The 21,331-nt window shown below is 71.7% G+C and carries 19 protein-coding genes and 3 pseudogenes; 6 read left to right on the top strand and 16 right to left on the bottom strand.

Annotated elements, in window-relative coordinates; all coding sequences use genetic code 11:
• Window positions 1–135: 135 nt before the first annotated feature.
• The 6 genes from ACZ4TV_RS32980 to rsmI all read right to left on the bottom strand — a co-directional run bounded on the left by ACZ4TV_RS32980 (window position 136) and on the right by rsmI (window position 6,409).
• The gene (locus ACZ4TV_RS32980; RefSeq protein ID WP_468138923.1) at window positions 136–1,047 is read right to left on the bottom strand and encodes a 4-(cytidine 5'-diphospho)-2-C-methyl-D-erythritol kinase; all 912 of its coding nucleotides are present in this window, start codon (window positions 1,045–1,047) and stop codon (window positions 136–138) included.
• The gene (rsmA, locus tag ACZ4TV_RS32975; RefSeq protein ID WP_468138921.1) at window positions 1,044–1,946 is read right to left on the bottom strand and encodes a 16S rRNA (adenine(1518)-N(6)/adenine(1519)-N(6))-dimethyltransferase RsmA; all 903 of its coding nucleotides are present in this window, start codon (window positions 1,944–1,946) and stop codon (window positions 1,044–1,046) included. Before rsmA ends, ACZ4TV_RS32980 begins: the two co-directional genes overlap by 4 nt.
• 96 nt (window positions 1,947–2,042) lie before the next feature.
• Window positions 2,043–3,458, bottom strand: coding sequence for a ubiquitin-like domain-containing protein (locus ACZ4TV_RS32970; protein ID WP_468138925.1), 1,416 nt, complete (start codon window positions 3,456–3,458; stop codon window positions 2,043–2,045).
• Between the two features lie 383 nt (window positions 3,459–3,841).
• The gene (locus tag ACZ4TV_RS32965; RefSeq protein ID WP_468138920.1) at window positions 3,842–4,753 is read right to left on the bottom strand and encodes a TatD family hydrolase; all 912 of its coding nucleotides are present in this window, start codon (window positions 4,751–4,753) and stop codon (window positions 3,842–3,844) included.
• A gap of 20 nt (window positions 4,754–4,773) precedes the next feature.
• On the bottom strand, window positions 4,774–5,280 hold the full coding sequence (locus ACZ4TV_RS32960; protein WP_468138919.1) for a hypothetical protein: 507 nt from the start codon (window positions 5,278–5,280) through the stop codon (window positions 4,774–4,776).
• Between the two features lie 160 nt (window positions 5,281–5,440).
• Entirely contained in the window at window positions 5,441–6,409 is a 969-nt protein-coding gene (rsmI, locus tag ACZ4TV_RS32955; protein WP_468138918.1) for a 16S rRNA (cytidine(1402)-2'-O)-methyltransferase, read from the bottom strand.
• A gap of 168 nt (window positions 6,410–6,577) precedes the next feature.
• Here rsmI and ACZ4TV_RS32950 point away from each other — a divergent pair, with 168 nt between their 5' ends.
• On the top strand, window positions 6,578–8,347 hold the full coding sequence (locus tag ACZ4TV_RS32950; RefSeq protein ID WP_468138917.1) for a dolichyl-phosphate-mannose--protein mannosyltransferase: 1,770 nt from the start codon (window positions 6,578–6,580) through the stop codon (window positions 8,345–8,347).
• Window positions 8,348–9,146: 799 nt separating this feature from the next.
• Window positions 9,147–9,968, top strand: a complete 822-nt coding sequence (locus ACZ4TV_RS32945; RefSeq protein WP_468138916.1) for a MerR family transcriptional regulator — start codon at window positions 9,147–9,149, stop codon at window positions 9,966–9,968.
• A gap of 48 nt (window positions 9,969–10,016) precedes the next feature.
• On the opposite strand, the pseudogene ACZ4TV_RS32940 reads toward ACZ4TV_RS32945, so the two are convergent.
• The 3 genes and pseudogenes from ACZ4TV_RS32940 to ACZ4TV_RS32930 form a co-directional block, all read right to left on the bottom strand.
• Window positions 10,017–10,851, bottom strand: a pseudogene (locus ACZ4TV_RS32940) (IS5 family transposase).
• Between the two features lie 46 nt (window positions 10,852–10,897).
• Window positions 10,898–11,533, bottom strand: a complete 636-nt coding sequence (locus ACZ4TV_RS32935; RefSeq protein WP_468138915.1) for a DUF6461 domain-containing protein — start codon at window positions 11,531–11,533, stop codon at window positions 10,898–10,900.
• Window positions 11,534–11,665: 132 nt separating this feature from the next.
• Window positions 11,666–11,874, bottom strand: a pseudogene (locus ACZ4TV_RS32930) (hypothetical protein); the annotation flags it as partial.
• Between ACZ4TV_RS32930 and ACZ4TV_RS32925 the strand changes: the two are divergent.
• Both ACZ4TV_RS32925 and ACZ4TV_RS32920 read left to right on the top strand, forming a co-directional pair.
• A pseudogene (locus ACZ4TV_RS32925) lies at window positions 11,864–12,244 on the top strand (XRE family transcriptional regulator); the annotation flags it as partial. The pseudogenes ACZ4TV_RS32930 and ACZ4TV_RS32925 overlap by 11 nt on opposite strands.
• Window positions 12,245–12,508: 264 nt before the next feature.
• Entirely contained in the window at window positions 12,509–12,748 is a 240-nt protein-coding gene (locus ACZ4TV_RS32920; protein ID WP_468138914.1) for a hypothetical protein, read from the top strand.
• Window positions 12,749–12,878: 130 nt separating this feature from the next.
• Here ACZ4TV_RS32920 and ACZ4TV_RS32915 read toward each other — a convergent pair whose 3' ends face one another.
• Both ACZ4TV_RS32915 and ACZ4TV_RS32910 read right to left on the bottom strand, forming a co-directional pair.
• Window positions 12,879–13,067: a hypothetical protein gene (locus ACZ4TV_RS32915; RefSeq protein WP_468138913.1), complete on the bottom strand. Its 189-nt coding sequence runs from the start codon at window positions 13,065–13,067 to the stop codon at window positions 12,879–12,881.
• A 10-nt stretch (window positions 13,068–13,077) separates the two neighbouring features.
• Window positions 13,078–13,752, bottom strand: a complete 675-nt coding sequence (locus ACZ4TV_RS32910; protein WP_468138924.1) for a histone deacetylase — start codon at window positions 13,750–13,752, stop codon at window positions 13,078–13,080.
• A 166-nt stretch (window positions 13,753–13,918) separates the two neighbouring features.
• On the opposite strand from ACZ4TV_RS32910, the gene ACZ4TV_RS32905 reads away from it, so the two are divergent.
• Window positions 13,919–15,538, top strand: a complete 1,620-nt coding sequence (locus ACZ4TV_RS32905) for a penicillin-binding transpeptidase domain-containing protein (protein ID WP_468138912.1) — start codon at window positions 13,919–13,921, stop codon at window positions 15,536–15,538.
• A gap of 100 nt (window positions 15,539–15,638) precedes the next feature.
• On the opposite strand, the gene ACZ4TV_RS32900 is transcribed toward ACZ4TV_RS32905, so the two are convergent.
• From ACZ4TV_RS32900 to ACZ4TV_RS32880, 5 genes are all read right to left on the bottom strand, one after another.
• Entirely contained in the window at window positions 15,639–16,691 is a 1,053-nt protein-coding gene (locus tag ACZ4TV_RS32900) for an SGNH/GDSL hydrolase family protein (RefSeq protein WP_468138911.1), read from the bottom strand.
• A 143-nt stretch (window positions 16,692–16,834) separates the two neighbouring features.
• Complete coding sequence (locus ACZ4TV_RS32895) at window positions 16,835–17,995, bottom strand: serine hydrolase domain-containing protein (RefSeq protein ID WP_468138910.1); 1,161 nt, start codon at window positions 17,993–17,995, stop codon at window positions 16,835–16,837.
• A 28-nt stretch (window positions 17,996–18,023) separates the two neighbouring features.
• Window positions 18,024–18,785 carry an energy-coupling factor ABC transporter ATP-binding protein gene (locus ACZ4TV_RS32890; protein WP_468138909.1) on the bottom strand — a complete coding sequence of 254 codons (762 nt, stop codon included), beginning with the start codon at window positions 18,783–18,785 and terminating at the stop codon, window positions 18,024–18,026.
• Window positions 18,786–18,802: 17 nt separating this feature from the next.
• The gene (cbiQ, locus tag ACZ4TV_RS32885) at window positions 18,803–19,564 is read right to left on the bottom strand and encodes a cobalt ECF transporter T component CbiQ (RefSeq protein WP_468138908.1); all 762 of its coding nucleotides are present in this window, start codon (window positions 19,562–19,564) and stop codon (window positions 18,803–18,805) included.
• A gap of 1 nt (window position 19,565) precedes the next feature.
• A complete protein-coding gene (locus ACZ4TV_RS32880) occupies window positions 19,566–20,621 on the bottom strand; it encodes an energy-coupling factor ABC transporter permease (protein WP_468138906.1) in 1,056 nt (351 codons plus the stop codon).
• A 169-nt stretch (window positions 20,622–20,790) separates the two neighbouring features.
• On the opposite strand from ACZ4TV_RS32880, the gene ACZ4TV_RS32875 reads away from it, so the two are divergent.
• On the top strand, window positions 20,791–21,183 hold the full coding sequence (locus tag ACZ4TV_RS32875; protein WP_468138905.1) for an SsgA family sporulation/cell division regulator: 393 nt from the start codon (window positions 20,791–20,793) through the stop codon (window positions 21,181–21,183).
• Window positions 21,184–21,331: the final 148 nt, after the last annotated feature.

Genomic DNA, 21,331 nt, shown 5'->3' with positions numbered 1-21,331 from the left:
CCCCACCCCCCCCCCCCCCCCCCCTGCGCACCCCACCCCCCCCCCCCCCCCCCCCCCCCCCCCCCCCCCCCCCCCCCCCCCTCCTTCTCCCCCCCGGGGGTCCGGGGGCAGCGCCCCCGGCAACGGCGCCGCAGGTCAGGACGGGAGGACCGTTGCCCCGGGGGCTGGGGCGGAGGCCACGCGGGTGGTGCGGCACGTGCCCGAGGCTTCGAGCGCGGCCGCGACCTTGGCGGCGGACTCCTGGTCCGCGACCAGGAAGGCCGTCGTCGGGCCCGAGCCGGAGACCAGCGCGGCCAGGGCGCCCGCTCCGGTGCCCGCGGCCAGCGTGTCCGCCAGCCCCGGACGCAGCGACAGCGCCGCCGGCTGGAGGTCGTTGACCAGGGTGGCGGCCAGCGCGTCCGGGTCGCCGGAGGCGAGGGCCGCGAGGAGCGCCGGGGAGGCCTCGGGCTCCGGGACCGCCGTACCGGCGGTGAGGCGGTCGAACTCGCGGAACACCGCCGGGGTGGACAGGCCGCCGTCGGCCACGGCGAAGACCCAGTGGAACGTCCCCGCGTCCACCGGGGTGAGCAGCTCGCCGCGGCCGGTGCCGAGCGCGGCCCCGCCGACGAGGCTGAAGGGGACGTCGCTGCCCAGCTCCGCGCAGATGTCCAGCAGCTGCGCGCGCGGGGTGTTCAGGCCCCACAGGGCGTCACAGGCCAGCAGCGCCGCCGCGCCGTCCGCGCTGCCGCCCGCCATGCCGCCCGCCACCGGGATGTTCTTCGCGATGTGCAGGTGGACCAGCGGGGACAGGCCGCTCCGGGCCGCCAGGATCTCGGCGGCCCGCGCCGCGAGGTTGGTGCGGTCCAGGGGGACCTGATCGGCGTCGGGGCCCTCGCAGGTCACCGTCAGCGCGTCGGCCGGGGTGGCCGTCACCTCGTCGAACAGCGACACGGCGAGGAAGACGTTGGCCAGGTCGTGGAAGCCGTCGGGGCGGGCCGCGCCCACCGCCAGCCGCACGTTGACCTTCGCGGGGACCCGTACGGTCACGGGCGTCGTGCGCGCGCTCACAGTGCGGGCCTCTGCGCCGCGGGCTTGTGCTCGGCGATCGCGGCGAACTCCTCCACCGTCAGGGACTCCCCGCGGGCCTGCGGCGAGATGCCGGCGGCGACCAGCGCCGACTCCGCGCCCGCCGCCGAGCCGGCCCAGCCGGCCAGGGCGGCGCGCAGCGTCTTGCGGCGCTGCGCGAACGCCGCGTCCACGACCGCGAAGACCTCCGCCTTCGACGCGGTGGTCTTGATCGGCTCGGTGCGGCGCACCAGCGAGACGAGCCCGGAGTCGACGTTCGGGGCGGGCCAGAAGACCTTGCGGCCGATGGAACCGGCGCGCTTGACGTGCGCGTACCAGTTGGCCTTGACCGAGGGGACCCCGTAGACCTTGTTGCCGGGCTCGGCCGCCAGCCGGTCGGCGACCTCGGCCTGCACCATCACCAGGGTCCGCTCGATGCTCGGGAAGCGGTCGAGCATGGTCAGCAGGACGGGCACGGCCACGTTGTACGGCAGGTTCGCGACGAGCGCGGTCGGCGCCGGACCGGGCAGTTCGGTCACCAGCATCGCGTCGGAGTGGACCAGCGCGAAGCGGTCCCTCTTCGCGGGCATGCGGGCTTCGATCGTGGCGGGCAGCGCGGCCGCCAGGATGTCGTCGATCTCCACGGCGATCACCCGGTCGGCGGCCTCCAGCAGCGCGAGCGTCAGCGAGCCCAGGCCGGGGCCGACCTCGACGACCACGTCGTCCGGGCGGACCTCCGCGGTGCGCACGATCCGGCGCACCGTGTTGGCGTCGATGACGAAGTTCTGCCCCTTCTGCTTCGTGGGGCGCACGCCGAGGGCGGCGGCCAGCTCCCTGATGTCGGCGGGGCCGAGTAGGGCGTCAGAAGGGGTCTCGTTGGGCTGCTGCTCTGCGGTGCTCACCGGTAAAGCGTCTCAGATCAGCCGAGTGATCCCGCGCCGGACCGGGGGTCTGGCGCACGCGGGAACGCGGCACGCCGACGAGGACTAGGACTAGGACTAGGACGTGAGCCTGCGGCCGCAGTGCGGCCACGGACTCGCCCCCCGCTGCACGTAGAGCTTCTTCGCCCGGTACGTCTGTTCCGCGGCCGGTGCGTCCTGAGGGCGCCCGCTCCCGCCGAGGCCCTGCCAGGTGCGGACGTCGAACTGGTAGAGCCCGCCGTACGTCCCCGACGCGTCGGTGGCCGAAGGGCGGCCCCCGGACTCGCACTGGGCGAGGGCCCCCCAGTTGAGGCCGTCGGCCCCGGCGACGGAGCTCGGCAGCGGTTTGGTGCCGACCTTGACGAGCTGGGTGACGGGCTCGCGGACCACCTCGTCGGCGATGGGGCGGGGTTTCTGCCGGACCCCGTTGACGGTGCGCAGGCTGTACGTGACCCTGCGCGCGCCGGGCCGGCCGGCGCGCTCGACGACCTCGGTGCCGGCGAAGAGGCCGGGGTCCTTGACCTTCTCGGTCGCGTACGGGATGCGCTCCTCGCGGACCTCGCGGGTGCCGGTGATGCGGAGCACGGTGACGGTCTGGCCGTCCCGGGGGAAGGTGGTGGGGGGTACGGAGGTGGTGTCCTGGCCCTGCAGGGTGATGCCGGCCTGGTCGAGGGCCTCCTGGACGGTGGCCGCGTTGGTGCGGATGGTGCGTTCGCGGCCGTCGGCCATGAAGGTGACGCTGCGCTCGGTGCGGACGCTGAGGGCCAGGCCGGCGCGCGGGACGGGGGCGGTGCGGGGGAAGGAGAGGTAGGCGCCCTCGGGGCGGATGCCGAACTGGCGCAGCGCGCCGTCGACGGTGCGGGCGGTCGTCCACACCTGGCGCTGTTGCCCGTCGAGGGTCAGGCGCAGGGGGCGGCCGTAGCGGACGACGACCTCCTCGCCGTCGTCGAGGGGTTCGCCGTGGGCGGGGGCGACGAGGTCGTGGGGGCCGACGCCGAGGCCTTCGGCGGCGAGCAGCTCGTCGATGTCGTCGGCGAAGGTGTGCAGCGTCCTCGGGACTCCGTCCACGGTGAGCCGTACCGATTTGTCGGCGGCGACGAACGCGGTCGTGCCGCCGGCGAGGAAGGCGACGACCAGGGCCTGCGGCACGATCCTCCGCCAGCTTCCGCCGGGGGCGGTGGGGGCGGTGGGTCTGAGGATCACGGGCCCCGCTGCGGCCTCGCCGCCGGGTGCCGCCCGTCGCCGTCCCGAGCCGGTGGCGGCGGGCGCCGGGAGGATGTCGAGCCCGCCGCCCCGGGGCGGGCCGCCCCGGCGTCGCCCGGGCCTCGCGGGGGCGGGCGGCAGGTCCGCCTCCGCGGGGCCCCGCCGCCTGCCGGTGCCGGGCGCCGCGGGGGCGCCGGGGTCCGCCGGGCCGTACGGGTCGGGGCCGTACGGGTCGGGGCCGGCGGTCTCGGGCGCCGCGCCGGCCCGGCGGCGGCCGGTGCCGGTGGCGATGCCGTTGCCCGTGCGGGGCGGGGTGGCGGCTTCGTCGACGGCGGTGAGGCCGCCGGCCGCCATGGCGGCCCGGCGCCGGCGCCCCGCCCGCCGCTCCGCGCCGCGCGGGCCGGGGACGCCGGGTTCGGGGTCGGCCGCACCGGGCGGCCAGGCCGCGGGCTCGGCCCCGTACGCCTCCGGAACGCGCCCGCCGCGGCGGTGACTGCCCTGCGTATCGCTCACGACGCTCGCTCCACTGGTGATCCGGCACCCTCTGGTTCGGGCACGGCACCTTAGCGGAGGAGCCGTCACGCACCAAAGTCGTGCGGCTACTCAGCGTGTCGGAACGGGTTGTTCAGGTTGTTCGGTAAGAGGTGCTCAGCAGGGTGCTCAGTAGGGGGTGCTCAGTAGGCGAAGGCGCGGGCCGTATTGGCGGCGAGCGCGGTGGCCATCGCGTCCTCGTCGATGCCGCGGACCGCCGCCATCGCCCGTACCGTCAGCGGAATGAGGTACGGCGCGTTGGGCCAACCGCGGTACGGATGCGGGGTCAGGTACGGCGCGTCCGTCTCGACGAGCACCAGCTCCAGCGGCGCCACGGCCAGCGCCTCGCGCAGCGGTGCGGCGTTCTTGAAGGTGACGGTCCCGGCGAAGGACATGTAGTACCCGGCCGCGGCGCACTCCCGGGCCATGTCGGCGTCCCCGGAGTAGCAGTGGAAGACGGTGCGCTCCGGGGCGCCCGCCTCGCGCAGCACGCGCAGTACGTCGGCGTGGGCGTCGCGGTCGTGGATCACGAGCGCCTTGCCCTGCCGCTTGGCGATCTCGATGTGCGCGCGGAAGGAACGCTCCTGCGCGGCCATCCCCTCGGGCCCGGTGCGGAAGTAGTCCAGCCCGGTCTCGCCGACCGCCTTGACGTGGTCGAGCGCGGCCAGCGCCTCGATCTCGGCCAGCGCCTCCTCCAGCGCGGCCTCGCCGCCGCCGGCCCGGGCACCCTGCCGCGACCAGCCGTCCGGATCCCCGTGCACGATCCGGGGGGCTTCGTTCGGGTGCAGGGCCACGGCCGCGTGGACCGGTCCGTACGCGGCGGCGGTCTCGGCGGCCCATCGGGAGCCCTTCACGTCGCAGCCCACCTGGACGACGGTGGTCACGCCCACCGAGGCGGCCTTCGCGAGGGCCTCCTCGACGGTGCCCGACTGCATGTCCAGGTGGGTGTGCGAGTCCGCCACCGCCACCCGGAGGGGTTCGGGCAGCGGCGGCGGTGCGTCCTTCGGCTGCGTCTTCTCGACCTTCGGCTGCGTCTTCTCAACGCGTGTGCTCATACGGCCGATCTTATGACCGGTTATGAGCGGCGGAAGAGGCCCATCAGCCGGGAGAGCGGGCCCCGGCCGCCCCGCTCGGCCTCGTCGATGAAGACGGGTCCGGGCACGTCACGCGGCGGGGGCGTCCTGCGCGGCTTCGGGCTGCGCGGGCGGCGCGGGGTGTTCGCGCTCGCCGGCACGGGGCCGGCGATCCCGGGCGCGATGCGGTGGTGGTAGATGTGGTCGATCATGCCGAGGACGGAGGAGACCTGCCCCTCCCGCATGATCCGCACCACGTGACCGTCGCAGTTCAGGCAGGTCGGATTCGACAGCGGGGACGGGACTCGTTCGCCCTTTATCGTGTAGATGATGAAGGGCTCACCGCCGGCGCCCACGTGGTGTTCGATGTCGTACCCCTGCTCCCACGCGTACCCGCACTTCATGCAGGCGAAGGAGTACGCCTCGTGCACGACCTGCACTCCGGTCGCGAGGGCAGGGGCGGGTACCGCGGCGGGCGCGGGTGCCGGGGTTTCTGCGATCTCACTCATGCCAGCTCCTCTTGTTCCACTGGTGCCTCTGCCAGTGGACGCCTCTCCGGGCGGGAGCGCATCAGGCTTGTCTGGTGTTGGACGGTCTTTGGGCCACTCATGCCCGAAGCGCCCGGTGCGCGGGTCCGAGCTTTGCTCTTCAGGTTAGCTCTTTACCGACTTATGGCACCTTATGTGCCGCGCTCTTTGCCGCTTGTGCCGCGTTCTTTGCCGCGACGACCGCATCGAACACCTCTCGCTTGGGTACCCCGGCCTCCGCCGCGACCGCCGCGATGGCCTCCTTGCGGCGTTCCCCGGCCTCCTCGCGCACCCGCACCCGGCGTACCAGCTCCTCGTCGTCCACATCGCCGGGCCCGGCCGCCGGGGCGCCCTCGACGACGACGGTGATCTCCCCGCGCACGCCTTCGGCGGCCCAGGCCGCGAGCTCGCCGAGCCCGCCGCGCTTGACCTCCTCGTACGTCTTCGTCAGCTCGCGGCACACCGCGGCCCGCCGCTCGGCGCCGAAGACCTCGGCCATCGCGGCCAGGGTGTCGTCGAGCCGGTGCGGGGCCTCGAAGTAGACGAGCGTGCGCCGCTCGCCCTCGACCTCGCGCAGCCGGCCGAGGCGTTCACCCGCCTTGCGCGGCAGGAACCCCTCGAAGCAGAACCGGTCCACCGGCAGCCCGGACAGGGCGAGCGCGGTGAGCACGGCGGACGGCCCCGGGACGGCGGTGACCTTGATGTCCTTCTCCACGGCCGCGGCGACGAGCCGGTAGCCGGGGTCGGAGACGGAGGGCATGCCGGCGTCGGTCACGAGCAGCACGCGCTTGCCGTCCTGGAGCGCCTCGACCAGTTCCGGGGTGCGCGCCGTCTCGTTGCCCTCGAAGTACGACAGGACGCGCCCGGTGGTGTGCACGCCGAGGCCCTGCGTCAGCCGGCGCAGCCGCCGGGTGTCCTCGGCGGCGACCACGTCGGCCCGCTCCAGCTCGGCCGCGAGGCGCGGCGGGGCGTCCGCGAGATCGCCGATGGGGGTGCCGGCGAGGACGAGGACGCCGCCGGCAGGCGAGGTGGGCTGCGAGGTCGGCTTCGAGGTGGGCTGCGAGGTGGGCTGCGAGGTGCGCTCGGTACCGCGGGGCTGCTCAGTTGTCACCCGCCCATCCTCTCAGTCCAGCGCCCCGCCGCCCCCCGTCAGGCCCTGTCCAGCCGGTCACGCGGGTCACGCCGGGCGCACGGCACCGGACGCCGCTCCCCGATCCGGCGTGACCGGCTGGACAGGGCCTACTGGGGCGCACACAGATCTCTTCCCTACGATGTGCCGGTGACCAGTACCGCGACGCCGCCGCCCAGCCCCGCGGGGGCCCCGCCCGCCTCACCGGCGGGACGCGAAGATGAGCCGCCCACCTGGCTGCGCCGCCTGCGCGGCTTCGGCTACGCGCGGGTCGCCGCGGCCGCGCCGCGCGCGGACGTCCGCGCCCGCCTGGTGCCCCCGTACGCCCGGCCGTCCCGGCAGCTGTGGATGACCTTCGGCCTGCCGCCGCATGTGTGGGGTACCTGGCAGCGCGTCCTCTCGTGGGCGGGGCCGCTGCTGGTGGCGCTGGTGGCCGGGGTGCTGCGGTTCGCGCACCTGGGCAGGCCGAAGGCGGTGATATTCGACGAGACCTACTACGCCAAGGACGCCTGGGCCACGATCAAGCAGGGCTACGAGGCCAGCTGGCCGAAGGACATCGACAAGTCGATCCTCGCCAATCCCGACGGGGTCTCGCTGCCGCTGGACCCGGGCTACGTCGTGCATCCGCCCGTCGGCAAGTGGGTCATCGGGCTCGGCGAGTGGATGTTCGGCTTCACGCCGTTCGGCTGGCGGTTCATGACCGCCGTGCTCGGCACCCTGTCGGTGCTGATGCTGTGCCGGATCGGGCGCCGCCTCTTCCGCTCGACCTTCCTCGGGTGCCTGGCGGGCGCGTTGCTCGCGGTGGACGGGCTGCACCTGGTGATGAGCCGGACCGCACTGCTCGACCTGGTGCTGATGTTCTTCGTGCTGGCCGCCTTCGGGGCGCTGCTCATCGACCGGGACAGGACCCGGGCCAGACTCGCGGACGCGCTCCCGGTGGACGAGGAGGGCCGGACCCGGCCCGACATGAAGATCGCCGAGACGCTGCGGCTGGGCTGGCGCCCGTACCGGATCCTGGCCGGGGTCTGCCTGGGCCTGGCGGCGGGCACGAAGTGGAACGGCTTCGTCATCCTGGCCTTCTTCGGCATCCTCACCGTGCTGTGGGACGCCGCCGCCCGCCGTACCGCCGGCGCGGGCGCCCCGTACGCGGCGATGCTGCGGCGCGACGCGCTGCCCGCCTTCGTGTCGACCGTCCCGGTCGCGATCGTGACGTACGTGGCCTCGTGGTCGGGGTGGATCTTCAGTCCGGACAACGGCAAGGGCGGTTACCTGCGCGACTGGGCCGCCAAGCACGACCAGAACAGCTCGCTGTCGTTCCTGCCGGAGTGGCTGCGCAGCCTGTGGCACTACGAGACGGAGGTCTACAAGTTCCACGTCGGGCTGACCTCGGGGCACACGTACGAGTCGAACCCGTGGAGCTGGCTGGTGCTGGGCCGGCCCGTCTCCTACTTCTACGAGTCCCCCGAGCCCGGCACCGACGGCTGCCCGGCGACGGAGGCGGGCAAGTGCGCCCGCGAGGTGCTGGCCCTGGGCACTCCGCTGCTGTGGTGGGCGGGCTGCTTCGCGCTGCTGTACGTGCTGTGGCGGTGGTTCTTCCGCCGCGACTGGCGGGCGGGCGCGATCGCGTGCGCGCTGGCTGCGGGCCTGCTGCCCTGGTTCAACTACCAGGAGCGGACGATCTTCTACTTCTACGCGGTGGTCTTCGTCCCGTACCTGTGCCTGGCGGTGGCGATGATGATCGGCGCCCTGCTGGGCCCGGCCGGCTCGACCGAGCGCCGACGGGCCCTGGGCGCGATCGGGGCGGGGGTGCTGGTCCTGCTGATCGTGTGGAACTTCATCTACTTCTGGCCGATCTACACGGGCGGGACCCTGCCGATGGACTCCTGGCGCGGCCGCATGTGGCTGGACACCTGGGTCTAGCAGGCAAAACGACGGCCCCGGCGCTCGCGAGCGCCGGGGCCGCCGTCGTTACGTTGTCGTTGTCGTTGTCGTGGGTATTGCGGGCCGTCGGCTTCGTCGTGCATGACCTGCACGTTCCCCCACCTCTGGGTCACTCACCGCCGCTGGCGGTCGGCGGGTCTCCTCGCCACGCGCGTTGCGCAGCACGCCAAGAGCCGAAGACTCCAGGTAGTCGATCAAGCAAGCCCCGAGCTGGCGCCCCACCTTCTCGACCGAGCCGAGGAACTGACCGGTGTCCGCCCTCCGGTCTCGGTCCCGCCGAGGTCACCGCCTGACTCCGGCCTCTCCCCGGGCCCCGGCGCATCCTTACCCGCGCCGGGGCCCACTCGCGTGAACCACCCTCCATTCTTCAGGAGTTGGCACCTGATCCGGTCAGGTGACCACGCGGTCGGCCGGAGCGGCTTTGGCCGGTGTCCTGTTCGGGTTCGGGTCGGGCATGTTCAGGGAGCCGCCGTACGCCGGCCGGCAACTCGGGCAGGCTTTGATGCTGTCCGGAGTTCAATCGAGTGGCCCCCCTCGTGGGCCGAGCCGAAGAACGGGCTGACGCCCGCCCTCCAGTCAGGGCCAAAGCGGAGATCACGACCCGACACCTGCGCATCCTTTAGAGGATGTCTCACGTGGCGATGTCTCGTCACAGACTGCTCGCTCGACGGGGACTCCATGCGCCTGCGCCGATGAAGCCCCGCGTTCTCGCTTCCCCTCGGCCGTCGAGTAGCTTCTTGACCCTCACACCGTGTCAGGCGGTCAGCTCGGAGACATCATGTTCACCATCGGAGACTTCGCCCGGCACGGCCGCGTCTCAGTCCGGATGCTGCGTCACTACGACGCGACCGGCCTGCTGCGCCCGGCCCACGTCGCCCCCGCCAGTGGCTATCGCTATTACACCGCTGCCCAGCTCGCCCGCCTCAACCGGATCATCGCGCTCAAGGACCTCGGATTCACCCTCCAGCAGGTCCAGGAGATCGTGGACGAGAAGGTCAGCGCCGAGGAACTGCGCGGGATGCTGCGGCTGCGGCGGGCCGAACTGGAGAGCGTCATGGCTGCCGCAGGAGCACGGCTGGTCCAAGTCGAGGCGAGGCTCCGAGCGATCGAGAGCGAGGGGCACATGCCCACGGACGACGTCGTCATCAAGAGCGTCCCCACCATCCGGGTGGCGGAGCTGACCGCAACCGCCGCGAGTTTCGAGCCCGAGGACATCGGCCCAGTCATCGGGCCGCTCTACGACCAGCTGTTCCGGTGCCTGGGCTCGGCGGCTATCACCCCCACGGGCCCCGGCGTCGCCTACTACGAGGACGCCCCGGAGGGTGGCGGCAGGATAAGCGTCCACGCTGCCGTCCAGGTCTCCGCCCCTCTCCAGCACGGCGCCTTCCAAATCCTCGACCTGCCGTCCCTCGACCAGACGGCGACCATCGTGCACCGCGGTTCGATGGACACCGTGCTTCCCACCGCCCAGACCCTGGCCCGCTGGATCGACGCCAACGGTTACCGGTCGAACGGTTACCCCCGCGAGATCAACCTGGAGTGCCCCGAGAACCGTGAGGACTGGGTGACGGAACTGCAGGCACCGGTGACCCGGACCTGATCAATCCGGCCCCAGCCTGACTGGTGATCACGTTCGGGCGGAGGGAGATCACAACGGTCTCCCTCCGCCCGACCTCAGCCTTGAGAGCTTCTTGTAGCGGGTCAGGGCGGCGGCGAGGCCGAGAAAGGCGAGGAAGTGACTGCCGGTTCGCTCGTATCGGACGTGAGGCGGCGGTAGCCGAACAGCCAAGCAATCGACCGCTCGATCTTCCAGCGGTGACGGCCGAGCCGCTTACCGGACTCGATACCGGGACGTGCGATGCGCGGGACCAGGCCCCGGCCGCGGAGCCAGTTGAGGTGATCGGCGGAGAAGTACGCCTTGTCCGCGCGGATCTTGACCGGTCGCCGCCTGCGTGGCCCGCGCCGCGAGCGGATGGCGGGTATCGCCAGGATCAGCGGCTTGAACGCCTGGCTGTCGTGCAGGTTCGCGCCGGACACGGCGACCGCCAGCGGGATGCCCTGGGCGTCTGACAGGACATGCAGTTTGCTGCCCTTCTTGCCGCGATCGACCGGGTTCGGCCCGGTCAGCGATCCCCCCTTTTCGCGCGCACAGAGGCCGCGTCGGCGATTGCCGAGGTCCAGTCCACGTCGCCCCTGGCCCCGAGTTCGTCCAGCACGGCCCGGTGCAGCCGACGCCACACGCCGGCCTTGGTCCATACCGTGAAGCGGCGATGCGCCGTCGCGGGTGATGTACCGAACGTCGGCGGCAGGTGCCGCCAGGCGCATCCGCTGGTCAACACGTACACCACTGCCGTGAACACGGCCCGCTCGTCACACGGCGCGGTCCCGCCTCCCTGCGGGCGAGCAGCGAACGACGGCAGCAACGGGGCGACCAGTTCCCAGAGTTCACCAGGAACCAGACGCTTCGACAGATCGGCACCCACGACCAGCATCATGCCGCACGAGCATCACGCCACGTGAGACAACCTCTTAATATCCTCCGGAGATTCGAATGGCAGGAAGGCGACCCGCGTCGATCTCCTCCGGAACAGCGCAACCCAGCTCTCGCTGAATTGTTCGGAAGGCGTTTTCGTAGGACTCTGCACGTTCCCCACTTGTGATGGATTGCCGAAATCCGGTGAGCGCATCAAGAGCCCCGGGGCGATTTCCGTAATCCTGATCCGGAAATAGGGGATCAAAGGAGGATACGACCTCCCCGTCCTCCGCATAGGAAATCCAGGCAGCCATCGTTTCGCTCAGTTGGGCAGATAGCGCGACCGTGTTGCGGGAGGCTTCCGCAAGCACCCCTTCACCTGCAAGATACGGGCCCTCGGATTCTACAACGAAAGACCAATTGCCGTAGGTTCCGGCACGCAATAGCGGGCCACTATTCTCCAGGATTCCACTTCCACGTAGCTCGTCCATGCTCAGATCGGAAACGAAATCCTCCTCGATATCTTCACCGAGCATCTTAATTGCTTCCGCCTCCATGCGGGTTAATTCGATTTGGCGAATTTCACCTTTCGCCACCCTGGCCAAAAGTTCAGATGCGGAGATACCCCTCGCAAAGATGACACAGTATCCAGTCTCATACAATCGAGAATTCGGAAAAAAGATCACACTCACTTGCGCACCTCAAATGATTGTCTGGCTCGAAGGATGTGGGCCGACCCGTCAGATGACGGGCCGGCCCACGAAGTTTGAATGCTAATCCATTAGGGCATTCCGCCTCCGGCGTTTACCCAGTACGGATCTCCGTCAATTAGACGCCGTTCTACCGTCCTCCGCCCGGGCCGGCACCAGCAGCGGATCCTCCTCGTAGGCGTGGGGTCCGACGATTTCGACAGGAAGAATAGCGACAGCAGCTTTCCGTCCCGGCTCTCCAAGTCCGCACGCCGCTCCTGGCGGACGCGGTCCGCGAGCCCCGGGACGGCATGCGCGTTGCCCCACAGCCTTGCAGCGTCCAGGGGGGACGTGGTCACCGCGCGGAAGCTCATGGTGCAGGGGCGGCGCGTGTTCGACAAGGCCGGGTCGTACGAACAGACCAGTGACTACGCGGTGCCGTGGTGGCGGCTCAATGTCTTCATCTCGCTTCTCGCTGCCCGACTCGGGGACGAGACCACAGCAGTAGCCGCACAGGAGGCAGCGCGGCGCGAGCTGCCCGCATCGCTACCCAGGTTCGCGACGCACCTTGAGATGCACCGGGGCCTCATGCTCGCCCGGTCCGGCGACGTATCCGGCGGGGTGGCCTACGCGCGGGCAGCCCTGAACGCGCTACCCCCCGAAAAGCACTCACTGACGCTCCGACTCCTCATGGCGGAGGTAGAGCAGTCCTGACCGTCCGTAGCCAGGATTTTCGCCGGCCGAGCCTCCCGAAACATGGATGATTCTCCGGCGCGTCGCACTCAGCCAACTCGCGGCAGATTTCCCGGAATTCGTCACTGGCCGCGACGGTACGCCTCCAGTGCGGCGACGGCAGCCGCGTGGGCGGTGTCGATGGGGTCGGCCGAAGCGGTGGGGTCGGCTGTCTTCTCGTGTGCCGACATTGGTGGTCAACAGGACGGGCCGTGTCTCGATACCGGCGCAGTCGTTCAGCAGGGCATGAACAAGATCATCACGACCGCTGCACTCGTACTCGCGAGTGTTGCCCTCGCCGGCCCCGCCCACGCCGACAACGACAGCAACTTTGGCGGCGGAATCAACGCGGCCAACAACTGGAACTTTACTGCCGCCGCCGTCTGCTACCAGGAGGTCGCCGCAGTTCCAGTCCTCGGCGACTGGATTGGCGATCACACCAACAACTGCTCCAACGGCAACGTCATCGACCCTTCGGGACGGTAAGCCCCCGGTTCCGGGTTCGAGTGCCCACCCCGGGACTCGAACCCGGAACTCTTCGGCCGATATCCCCGAGCCGGGGCCGGTACCGCGCACCTCTGGCCGTTGGGTCAGCGGGCTTGGGTCGTCCTGGCGCTCATGTTTCCGCCAGTACGGCAGCGGCCTCGGTCCCGTTCCAGCCCTGCGGGCCGATCCGCTCGAAGCCCCGCCTCTCGATACGCACCCACGTGCCCCGCTCCGTAGGGCCTCCCAGGGAGCGGCGCTTGCGTACGAGTGCCTGCCGATCCAGTCGCACGTGCAGGGCCTCTTCTACGCGCTCCAGCACGTCTGCGTTGTCAGGTCGAGGGCCGCGTCGTCAGGAGGTCCAGGATCTGGGACGGGCTCCAGTGGCCGGCCGCTCCTGGGCAGTTCGCGAGGTAGGCGGCCGTCGAGCGCTCGTCCCAGGGGCCGGATTCCAGGATGCCCGCCGCCAGGTACCTCACGTACGCGGCGGACGGCTTGACCCAGGCCACGTCGCCCATGGACCACGGGGCCGTGAAGGTCAGCACGGGGATGCCCTCCAGGACGCCGGCGCAGATCAGCGTCTCGTAGCGGCCGGGTCCCAGTTCGTCGCGCCCCGAGCGCAGCACCGTGCTGAGGTCGACGTCGCTCCCGGGCTCGCGGTACATCTCCTGAGCGGCGATGTCGGAGAACTGCTGCGCCGTCACCAGGTGGGCGCGCGCCCTCGTGCGGCCCGGCGCCGCCGGGTCGTAGAAGCCCCGGCCGCCGGTCCACACCGGGGAGCGCGTGGCGAAGTACAGCCGGCCTCGCAGCTCGACCGGCACCGAACGCTGCGGCGCGCGGCGATCGCGGCAGCCGGGATGGCTGCGCAGGGAGCCGGGAGGGGTGCCTCCCGCGAGGTAGAAGCTCAGGCGGTCCATGTGCATGTTCGAGCCGTAGGAGGTGTACCAGATCAACTCGGGCGCGGCCGCGTCGATACGGGCCGGTTCCACGGGGTGCGCGACGTTCATCGCGCTCATGTCATCACTGGGCCGGTGCGCGGCGGCGGAGGACATGTCTCCGGGGATGTTCCGGTCCGGTAACGACGGTGTGCCGACGCGTTTCGCGGCGTAAGGTCCACACCAAGGGTTCTTTGAACATGTTCAGAGAACGGGGGCTCTTGGGGAGGGGACGCAAGTGAACGGGGCAGCGAAGGCCGCCATCGTCGGCGGGGTGTTTCTCGCGATGCTCGGCGGCGCCGGGTACGGGGTGTACGCCCTGGTCGGGGACGACGGCGGTGACGAGAAGAGCGGCGACATCTCCGCCCGGGCCGGCAGCGGGCCGGTCAGCGCGAAGGAGACCGCCGCGACCGCCAAGGCCTTCCTGGCCGCCTGGGCGGCGGGGGACGAGCGGGTGGCCGCCGACCTGACGAACAACGCGACGGCCGCGCAGGCCGCCGTGGGGGACTTCAAGAACAGGGCCCACGTGTCCAAGGCGGTGATCACCCCCGGCACGCCGACCGGCACCACCGTGCCCTTCAAGGTCGAGGCGGAGATCACGTACGAGGGCACCACCAAGCCCCTCGCCTACGACTCCCAGCTCACCGTGGTGCGTGGGCTGACCAGCGGGAAGCCGCTGGTTGACTGGCAGCCCTCGGTGATCCACCCGCAGCTCCAGAAGGACGAGAAACTGCGCGCCGGCGCCCCCGCGAGCCCGCCCGTCAGGGCCGTGGACCGCAACGGCGAGGAGCTGACCGCGCAGAAGTACCCCTCACTGCGGCCGATCCTCGACCAGCTGCGCCAGACCTACGGCGGCAAGGCGGGCGGCAAACCCGGCGCCGAGGTGTGGATCGAGCCGGCCGTCCAGGGCGCGCCCAAGCGGACCCTGCTGACCCTGGTCGAGGGTGAGCCGAGCACCCTCAAGACGTACCTGGACGCGAAGGTGCAGGCGGCTGCCGAGCGGGCGGTGGCCAAGTACCCCGAGGCCTCGGTGGTCGCCGTCAAGCCGAGCAACGGACACATCCTGGCCGTCGCCAACCACCGCAAGGACGGCTACAACGCGGCGATGGCGGGTAACCGCGCGCCCGGATCCACGATGAAGATCGTGACGGCGGCGATGCTGCTGGACCGCGGCCTGGTCGCCGCCGACAAGCCGGCGGAGTGCACGAAGGAGGTGGTCTGGGGCGGGCGCACCTTCCACAACCTGAAGAACTTCCATCTGCCGGACGCGAACTTCGCGACCAGTTTCGCCAAGTCCTGCAACACCGCCTTCATCAAGCCCATCGACGGCGTGAAGGACGACGCCGCCCTGTCGAAGGAGGCCAAGGAGGTCTTCGGCATCGACCTGGACTGGAAGACGGGCGTGGAGTCCACCGACGGCAAGGTCCCGACGGCGACGGGCGCGGAGGAGGCCGCCGCGTACATCGGGCAGGGCAGGATCACCATGAACCCGCTGAACGTCGCGTCCATCACCGCGACGGCGCGCAGCGGCGTGTTCCGCCAGCCGCTGCTGGTCTCGCCGGAGCTCGACGGCCGGACGATCGCGACGGCGCAGCGGCGGATGAAGCCCTCGGTCCACCAGCAGCTCGTCGGCATGATGCGGCTGACGGCGACCAGCGGCACCGGCCGCGACGTGATGGCCTCGGTCGGCGGTGACAAGGGCGCGAAGACCGGCTCCGCGGAGGTCGACGGCGCGGGCAGCCCGGACAGCTGGTTCACCGGCTTCAGCGGCGACGTGGCCGCGGCCGCGATGGTCGAGGGCGGCGGCCGCGGCGGCGAGACGGCGGGCCCGATCGTCGCCGAGGTCCTCTCCTCCTGACGCGCCCCTTCCTCCTGACGCGCCCCTCGCACGGGCCTGGTGCGGCGGGAGGACGCCCCGGCCGGGGGCCGGGGGCCGGGGCGTCCTGTCGTACGGCCGGCTACTTGGAGCCGAGGACCTCTTCGATCGCGTCCGCGACCACTGCGGCCTGGATGTCACGACCCGTGCGGTTGGGGTGGACGTACCAGGGGAGTTTCTGTGCTCCGAACTGCGCCTCGGACTTTTCCAGCATGGCGCCGATGCCGCGTCGGGCGCCGTCGCAGGCGGTGTTGGTCCCGGTCCGGCTGTAGAGGTCGACGAACGTCGCGCCCGTGTCCCGGGCCACGTCCTTCATGAGGTCGTTGAGGGGCTGCTGGACGCCGGTGTCCAGGAACTTCAGTGCGTCCTGCTCGATGTCCGCGAGCGGCTTCTCCACGCCGTTCGGGATGCTCTGGAGGCACTTGGTGGTGTCCTCGGGCACGATCCGGGGGTAGCCCACCAGTACGACCTCGGCGTGGGGCGACTTCTCCTTGATCTGGTCGACCATGCGGTCGAGGTCCTGGAGGACCTCGGTGAAGCGCCGGTCGAGCCAGGCGGCCCCGGCCTCGCCCTTGAAGAACGTGGCGCACTCCGAGGCGGGGTGGGACGCGTCGACGGGGTCGGCGGGCAGGACCAGCCCCTCGCTGCCCCGGAGCCGTTGCGAACACTGCTTGATGATGTGGGCGAAGCCGATCGTGTTGCCGCCCAGACTGCCCACGACCAGCTTCGTGTCCCGCGTGAGAGCGGTTTTCTGCGCACTGACGGTCTGGAACCCGAACGGCGGCAGGCGCTGCGCGTCCCACACGTGGCGGACTTCGGCGCCGCCGCAGGACACGTCGGCCTGGACGTCGAGGGGGACGCCGGCGGACGCGAGCTGCGCGGCCGCCTTGGCGGGGTAGTTCTCGGTGGCCCGGAAACACATCTGCGGACGGCCGATCGGGGCGATGCCGAAGTTGGCGGTGTAGGAGTCGCCGATGAAGACGGTCGGTACCGGAGCGGCAGCGGGAGGTGCGGCGGCGGGAGGTGCGGCGGCGGGAGGTGCGGCAGCGGCGGCGGCAACGGCGCCGGGCGCGGCTGTCGCCGAGGCGCACAGCCCCAGCGTCAGGAGGAGGGCGGCGGCGGTGGTCTTGCGCACAGAGGATCCTTCCGAGATGCCCGACGGACGGACACTGGATCATTACTCTGTGCATCTAAGTGGGTACGAAGGGTTTCCGGGCGGCTCGGGCGGTATGTCCACCCCAAGGAGTCAAACCCGGCCCCGGCTGGTCCGGATGGAGGCTAGGCCAGCGCGGCGCGGACCGCTCGGACCAGCGCCTGCGCCCGCGGATCGGCGGTGACCGACGTGGCCAGGGCGTTGGTGATGTAGCCGAAGCCGATGCCCGCCTCCGGGTCCGCGAAGGCGAGGGATCCGCCTCGGCCCGGGTGGCCGAAGGAGGCGGGCGAGAGCAGCGGCGAGGCCGGGCCGTGCAGCATGTAGCCGGGGCCGAAGCGGGTGTTCACGACCAGCACCCGGTCGGGGCCGGCCGAGAACTCCCGCGCGGCCAGCGCCGTGGTGGCCGGGGTGAAGATCCGCGCGCCGTCCTCCACCACGCCGATGGTGGCCCCGTAGAAGCGGGCCAGGGCGCGGGCCGTGCCGATGCCGTTCGAGGCCGGGAGCTCGGCCGCCCGGTAGCCGGGGTCGTTCTCGTCGGGCAGCGGGTCGATGGCGGCGAAGGCGCGGCGGGTGAGGGAGTCCGGGTCGGCGTAGGCCTCGGAAACGTTTCGCCGCGGCCGGGTCCGGAGCATGCCCGCGCTCGAAGGCGGCTCGACCGGGGCCACCCGGCCCACCCGGTGGGCCTCGGCCTGCGGCAGGCCGATCCAGAAGTCCACACCGAGCGGCTCGGCTATCTCCTCCGCCAGGACGGAGCCCAGCGTGCGGCCGGTCGCCCGCAGCACCAGCTCGGACAGCAGCCAGCTGTAGGTCTGCGCGTGGTAGCCGTGCGCGGTGCCCGGCTCCCAGAAGGGCTGCTGCGCGGCGACCGCACGCGCTCCGGACACCCCGTCCGCGGCTTCGGCGGCGCTCAGCCCCCGGTCCAGCGCCGGGATGCCGGCGCGGTGCGCGAGCAGGTCGCGGACCAGGGTCCGTTCCTTGCCGCCCGCCTTGAACTCCGGCCAGTACGAGCCCACCGGCGCGTCCAGGTCGAGCAGCCCCCGCTGGTGCAGCAGCAGCGGTACGGCGGCGGCCACGCCCTTGGTCGCGGAGCGGACGATCTGCGCGGTGTCCTCGGTCCACGGCTCCGTGCCGTCGGCGTCCTCGGTGCCGCCCCACAGGTCGACGACCTTGCGACCGTCGCGGTACACGGCCACGGCCGCGCCCCGGTCCCCGAGCACCTCGAAGTTGCGTACGAACGCGTCCTTGACGGGCTCGAAGCCCTCCGCCACCACACCCTGGATGTTCACGAGCAACCCAACAATCGACGACCGGTCCTTATGCCACCACGACGGAACGGGGATCGAAGCCGAAGGGCAGCTCCAGCCGGTGGGCCCGCATCAGCTGCTCGTCGCACAGGAGCTCCTGCGTACGGCCGTCCGCCGCGATGACCCCCTCGCTGAGGATCACCGAACGCGGGCACAGTTCCAGCGCGTACGGCAGGTCGTGCGTCACCATCAGCACCGTCACGTCGAGCGAGCGCAGGATGTCCGCGAGCTCGCGGCGCGAGGCCGGGTCCAGGTTGGACGAGGGCTCGTCGAGGACCAGGATCTCGGGCCGCATGGCCAGGACGGTCGCCACCGCGACCCGGCGGCGCTGCCCGAAGGACAGGTGGTGCGGCGGCCGGTCGGCGAAGTCCGCCATCCCGACCTGGTCCAGGGCGGCCCGCACCCGCTCCTCCAGCTCGGCGCCCCGCAGGCCGGCCGCCGCCGGTCCGAAGGCCACGTCCTCCCGCACGGTCGGCATGAACAGCTGGTCGTCGGGGTCCTGGAAGACGATCCCGACCCGGCGCCGGACCTCGGCGAAGTTCCGCTTCTCGACCGGCAGCCCGGCCACGGTCACCGAGCCGACGCCGCCGCCGAGGATGCCGTTGAGGTGCAGCACCAGCGTGGTCTTGCCGGCGCCGTTGGGGCCGAGGAGGGCGACCCGCTCACCGCGCCCGACGGTCAGGTCCACCCCGAAGAGGGCCTGGTGGCCGTCGGGGTAGGCGTAGGCGAGGCCGGTCACCTCCAGTGAGGGTTCCAAGGAGGGTGCGGTCATGGCGTCGTCCATCCCAGTCATAGCGTCCATCCCATCAGACAGACGGCGAGCGCCGTCACCGGGAGTACGGCCGCGTACGCCCACTGGGCGCGCGTGGCCGCGACTTCGTCGATCACCGGCATCGAGCCGGCGTAGCCGCGGCTGACCATGGCGAGGTAGACCCGCTCGCCGCGCTCGTAGGAGCGGATGAACAGCGCGCCGGCCGTCTTGGCCAGCACCCCCCAGTGCCGGATCCCGCCGGCCTCGAATCCGCGCGAGCGGCGGGCGATGGACATCCGGCGCAGCTCGTCGCTGATCACGTCGCCGTAGCGGATCATGAAGGAGGCGATCTGTACGAGCAGCGGCGGCAGCTTGAGGCGCTGCAGGCCCAGCAGCAGGGCGCGCAGTTCGGTCGTCGAGGCGAGCAGGACGGACGCGGCCACGCCGAGCGTTCCCTTGGCGAGGACGTTCCAGGCGCCCCACAGGCCGGAGACGCTGAGTGACATGCCGAGGACCTCCACCCGCTCGCCCTCGGCCACGAAGGGCATGAGCACGGCGAAGGCGACGAAGGGGACCTCGATCAGCAGCCGCCGCAGCAGGAAGCCGGCCGGGATCCGGGCCACGGCCGCGACCGCCGCGATGAGGACGGCGTACAGGCCGAAGGCCCACACCGCCTCGCGCGGCGTGGACACGACGACCACGACGAAGGCGAAGGTCGCGGCGAGCTTGCAGTGCGGCGGCAGGTCGTGGACGGGTGAGTGGCCGTGCCGGTAGAGCTTGTGGGCGTGGCCGGCGCCCATGTCAGCCCGCCGACGCGGAGGTGGCGGTCAGCTCTCCGGTCCGGCGGCGGCGCACGGCCCAGAAGATCCCGGTGCCGGCGACGACGGTCACCCCGACGCCGATGACCCCGGCGAGGCCGCCGGACAGCCGGGCGTCGTCGACGTCCTTGACGCCGTAGTCGGCGAGCGGGGAGCCGGCGGCCGCGTGGTCCTCGACCTTCTGGTCGATCCCCTGGTCCGCGGCGACCTTCTCCAGGCCGTCGGGGCTGGCGGAGGCGTAGAAGGAGACGAACCCGGCGAGGACGAGCGCCGTGACCAGGCCGGTCGCCCACACCTTCTTGGCCGAGCCGGCGCCCGCGCCCACGGCCGCGGGCGCGGCGGCGGCCGGTACGTCGACGAGCGCGCCGTCGACGCGCAGCTTCAGCGGCGTGGTCAGCCCGCGGGCCCCGTGGACCAGGTCGGGCCGTACGGCGATCACGGCGCCCACGGTCGCCGCCGTGATGGCGGCTTCGCCGATGCCGATGAGCACGTGGACGCCGACCATGGCGGTGAGCACCTTGCCGAGGGCCACGTCGGTGGTGCCTCCGACGGCGTAGACGGCGGTGAAGGCGGCGGCCGCGGCGGGCACCGAGAGCAGGGCACCGGCGAAGGCGGCCACGGTGACCGAGCGGCGCGTGGCCGGCAGGATCCGGACCAGCCCGCGGAAGATCACGTGTGCGACCACGACGGTGACGACGCCCATGACGGTGATGTTCACGCCGAGGGCGGTCAGCCCGCCGTCGGCGAAGAGGATGCCCTGCATGAGCAGGACGACGGACACGCACAGCACGCCGGTGTAGGGGCCCACGAGTATCGCGGCGAGCGCCCCGCCCAGCAGGTGGCCGCTGGTGCCGGCGGCGACCGGGAAGTTCAGCATCTGGACGGCGAAGATGAAGGCGGCGACGAGGCCGGCGAGCGGCGCGGTCCGCTCGTCGAGTTCCCGTCGGGCCCCGCGGAGGCTGACGGCCACCGCGGCGGCGGCCGCCACTCCGGCGGCCACCGACACGGGTGCGTTGATGAATCCGTCGGGCACGTGCATGGAGGGGCTCCGCTTCTCACACCGTCTTTAACCGTTCAAGAATAGTGCCCAATTGCAAATGGTTGGCAAGAGCGGCGACGTCACAAAGAGAACCGTGCGGTTTCGTCGGAATGTGCGAGGCTGGACGGACAAACGGACGCATATGTTCCGATTTCGAGGAGTCGGGTCGATGTCAGCCACCGCCGAGAACCCACCAGCGACCACGACCGCCATCGAGGAGCGGGTCCGCGCCCGTGTGATCACCGACGATCCGCTCTACCGCACGATCCCGGTCGCGCTGCGCTTCGCCCACGCCGAGCCGCTGGCCGTACGGATCGTCTTCCCCGCCGACCTGTCGCCCGAGGGCACCGACAACGAGTGGGTCTTCCCCCGCGCCCTGCTGGAGGCGGGCCTCCAGGCCCCGACGGGGACCGGAGACGTACGCATCTGGCCCTGCGGCCGCGTCCAGGCGATCGTCGAGTTCCACTCCCCCGAGGGCGTCGCCGTGGTCCAGTTCGACATCGCCGCGCTGCGCCGCTTCCTGCGCCGTACGTACGCCCCCGCCGCCTCCGCCACCCGTTAGGCGTAACCGGGAGGCACGAGAAACCGGATGCGGGAGGCGAGCGTGGGAACGGGCCCGGGGGGGGGGGGGGGGGGGGGGGGGGGGGGGGGGGGGGGGGGGGGGGGGGGGGGGGGGGGGGGGGGGGGGGGGGGGGGGGGGGGGGGGGGGG

This window comes from Streptomyces sp. NPDC028910, from assembly GCF_055564955.1.
This window is presented reverse-complemented; position numbering and strand designations above follow the sequence as displayed.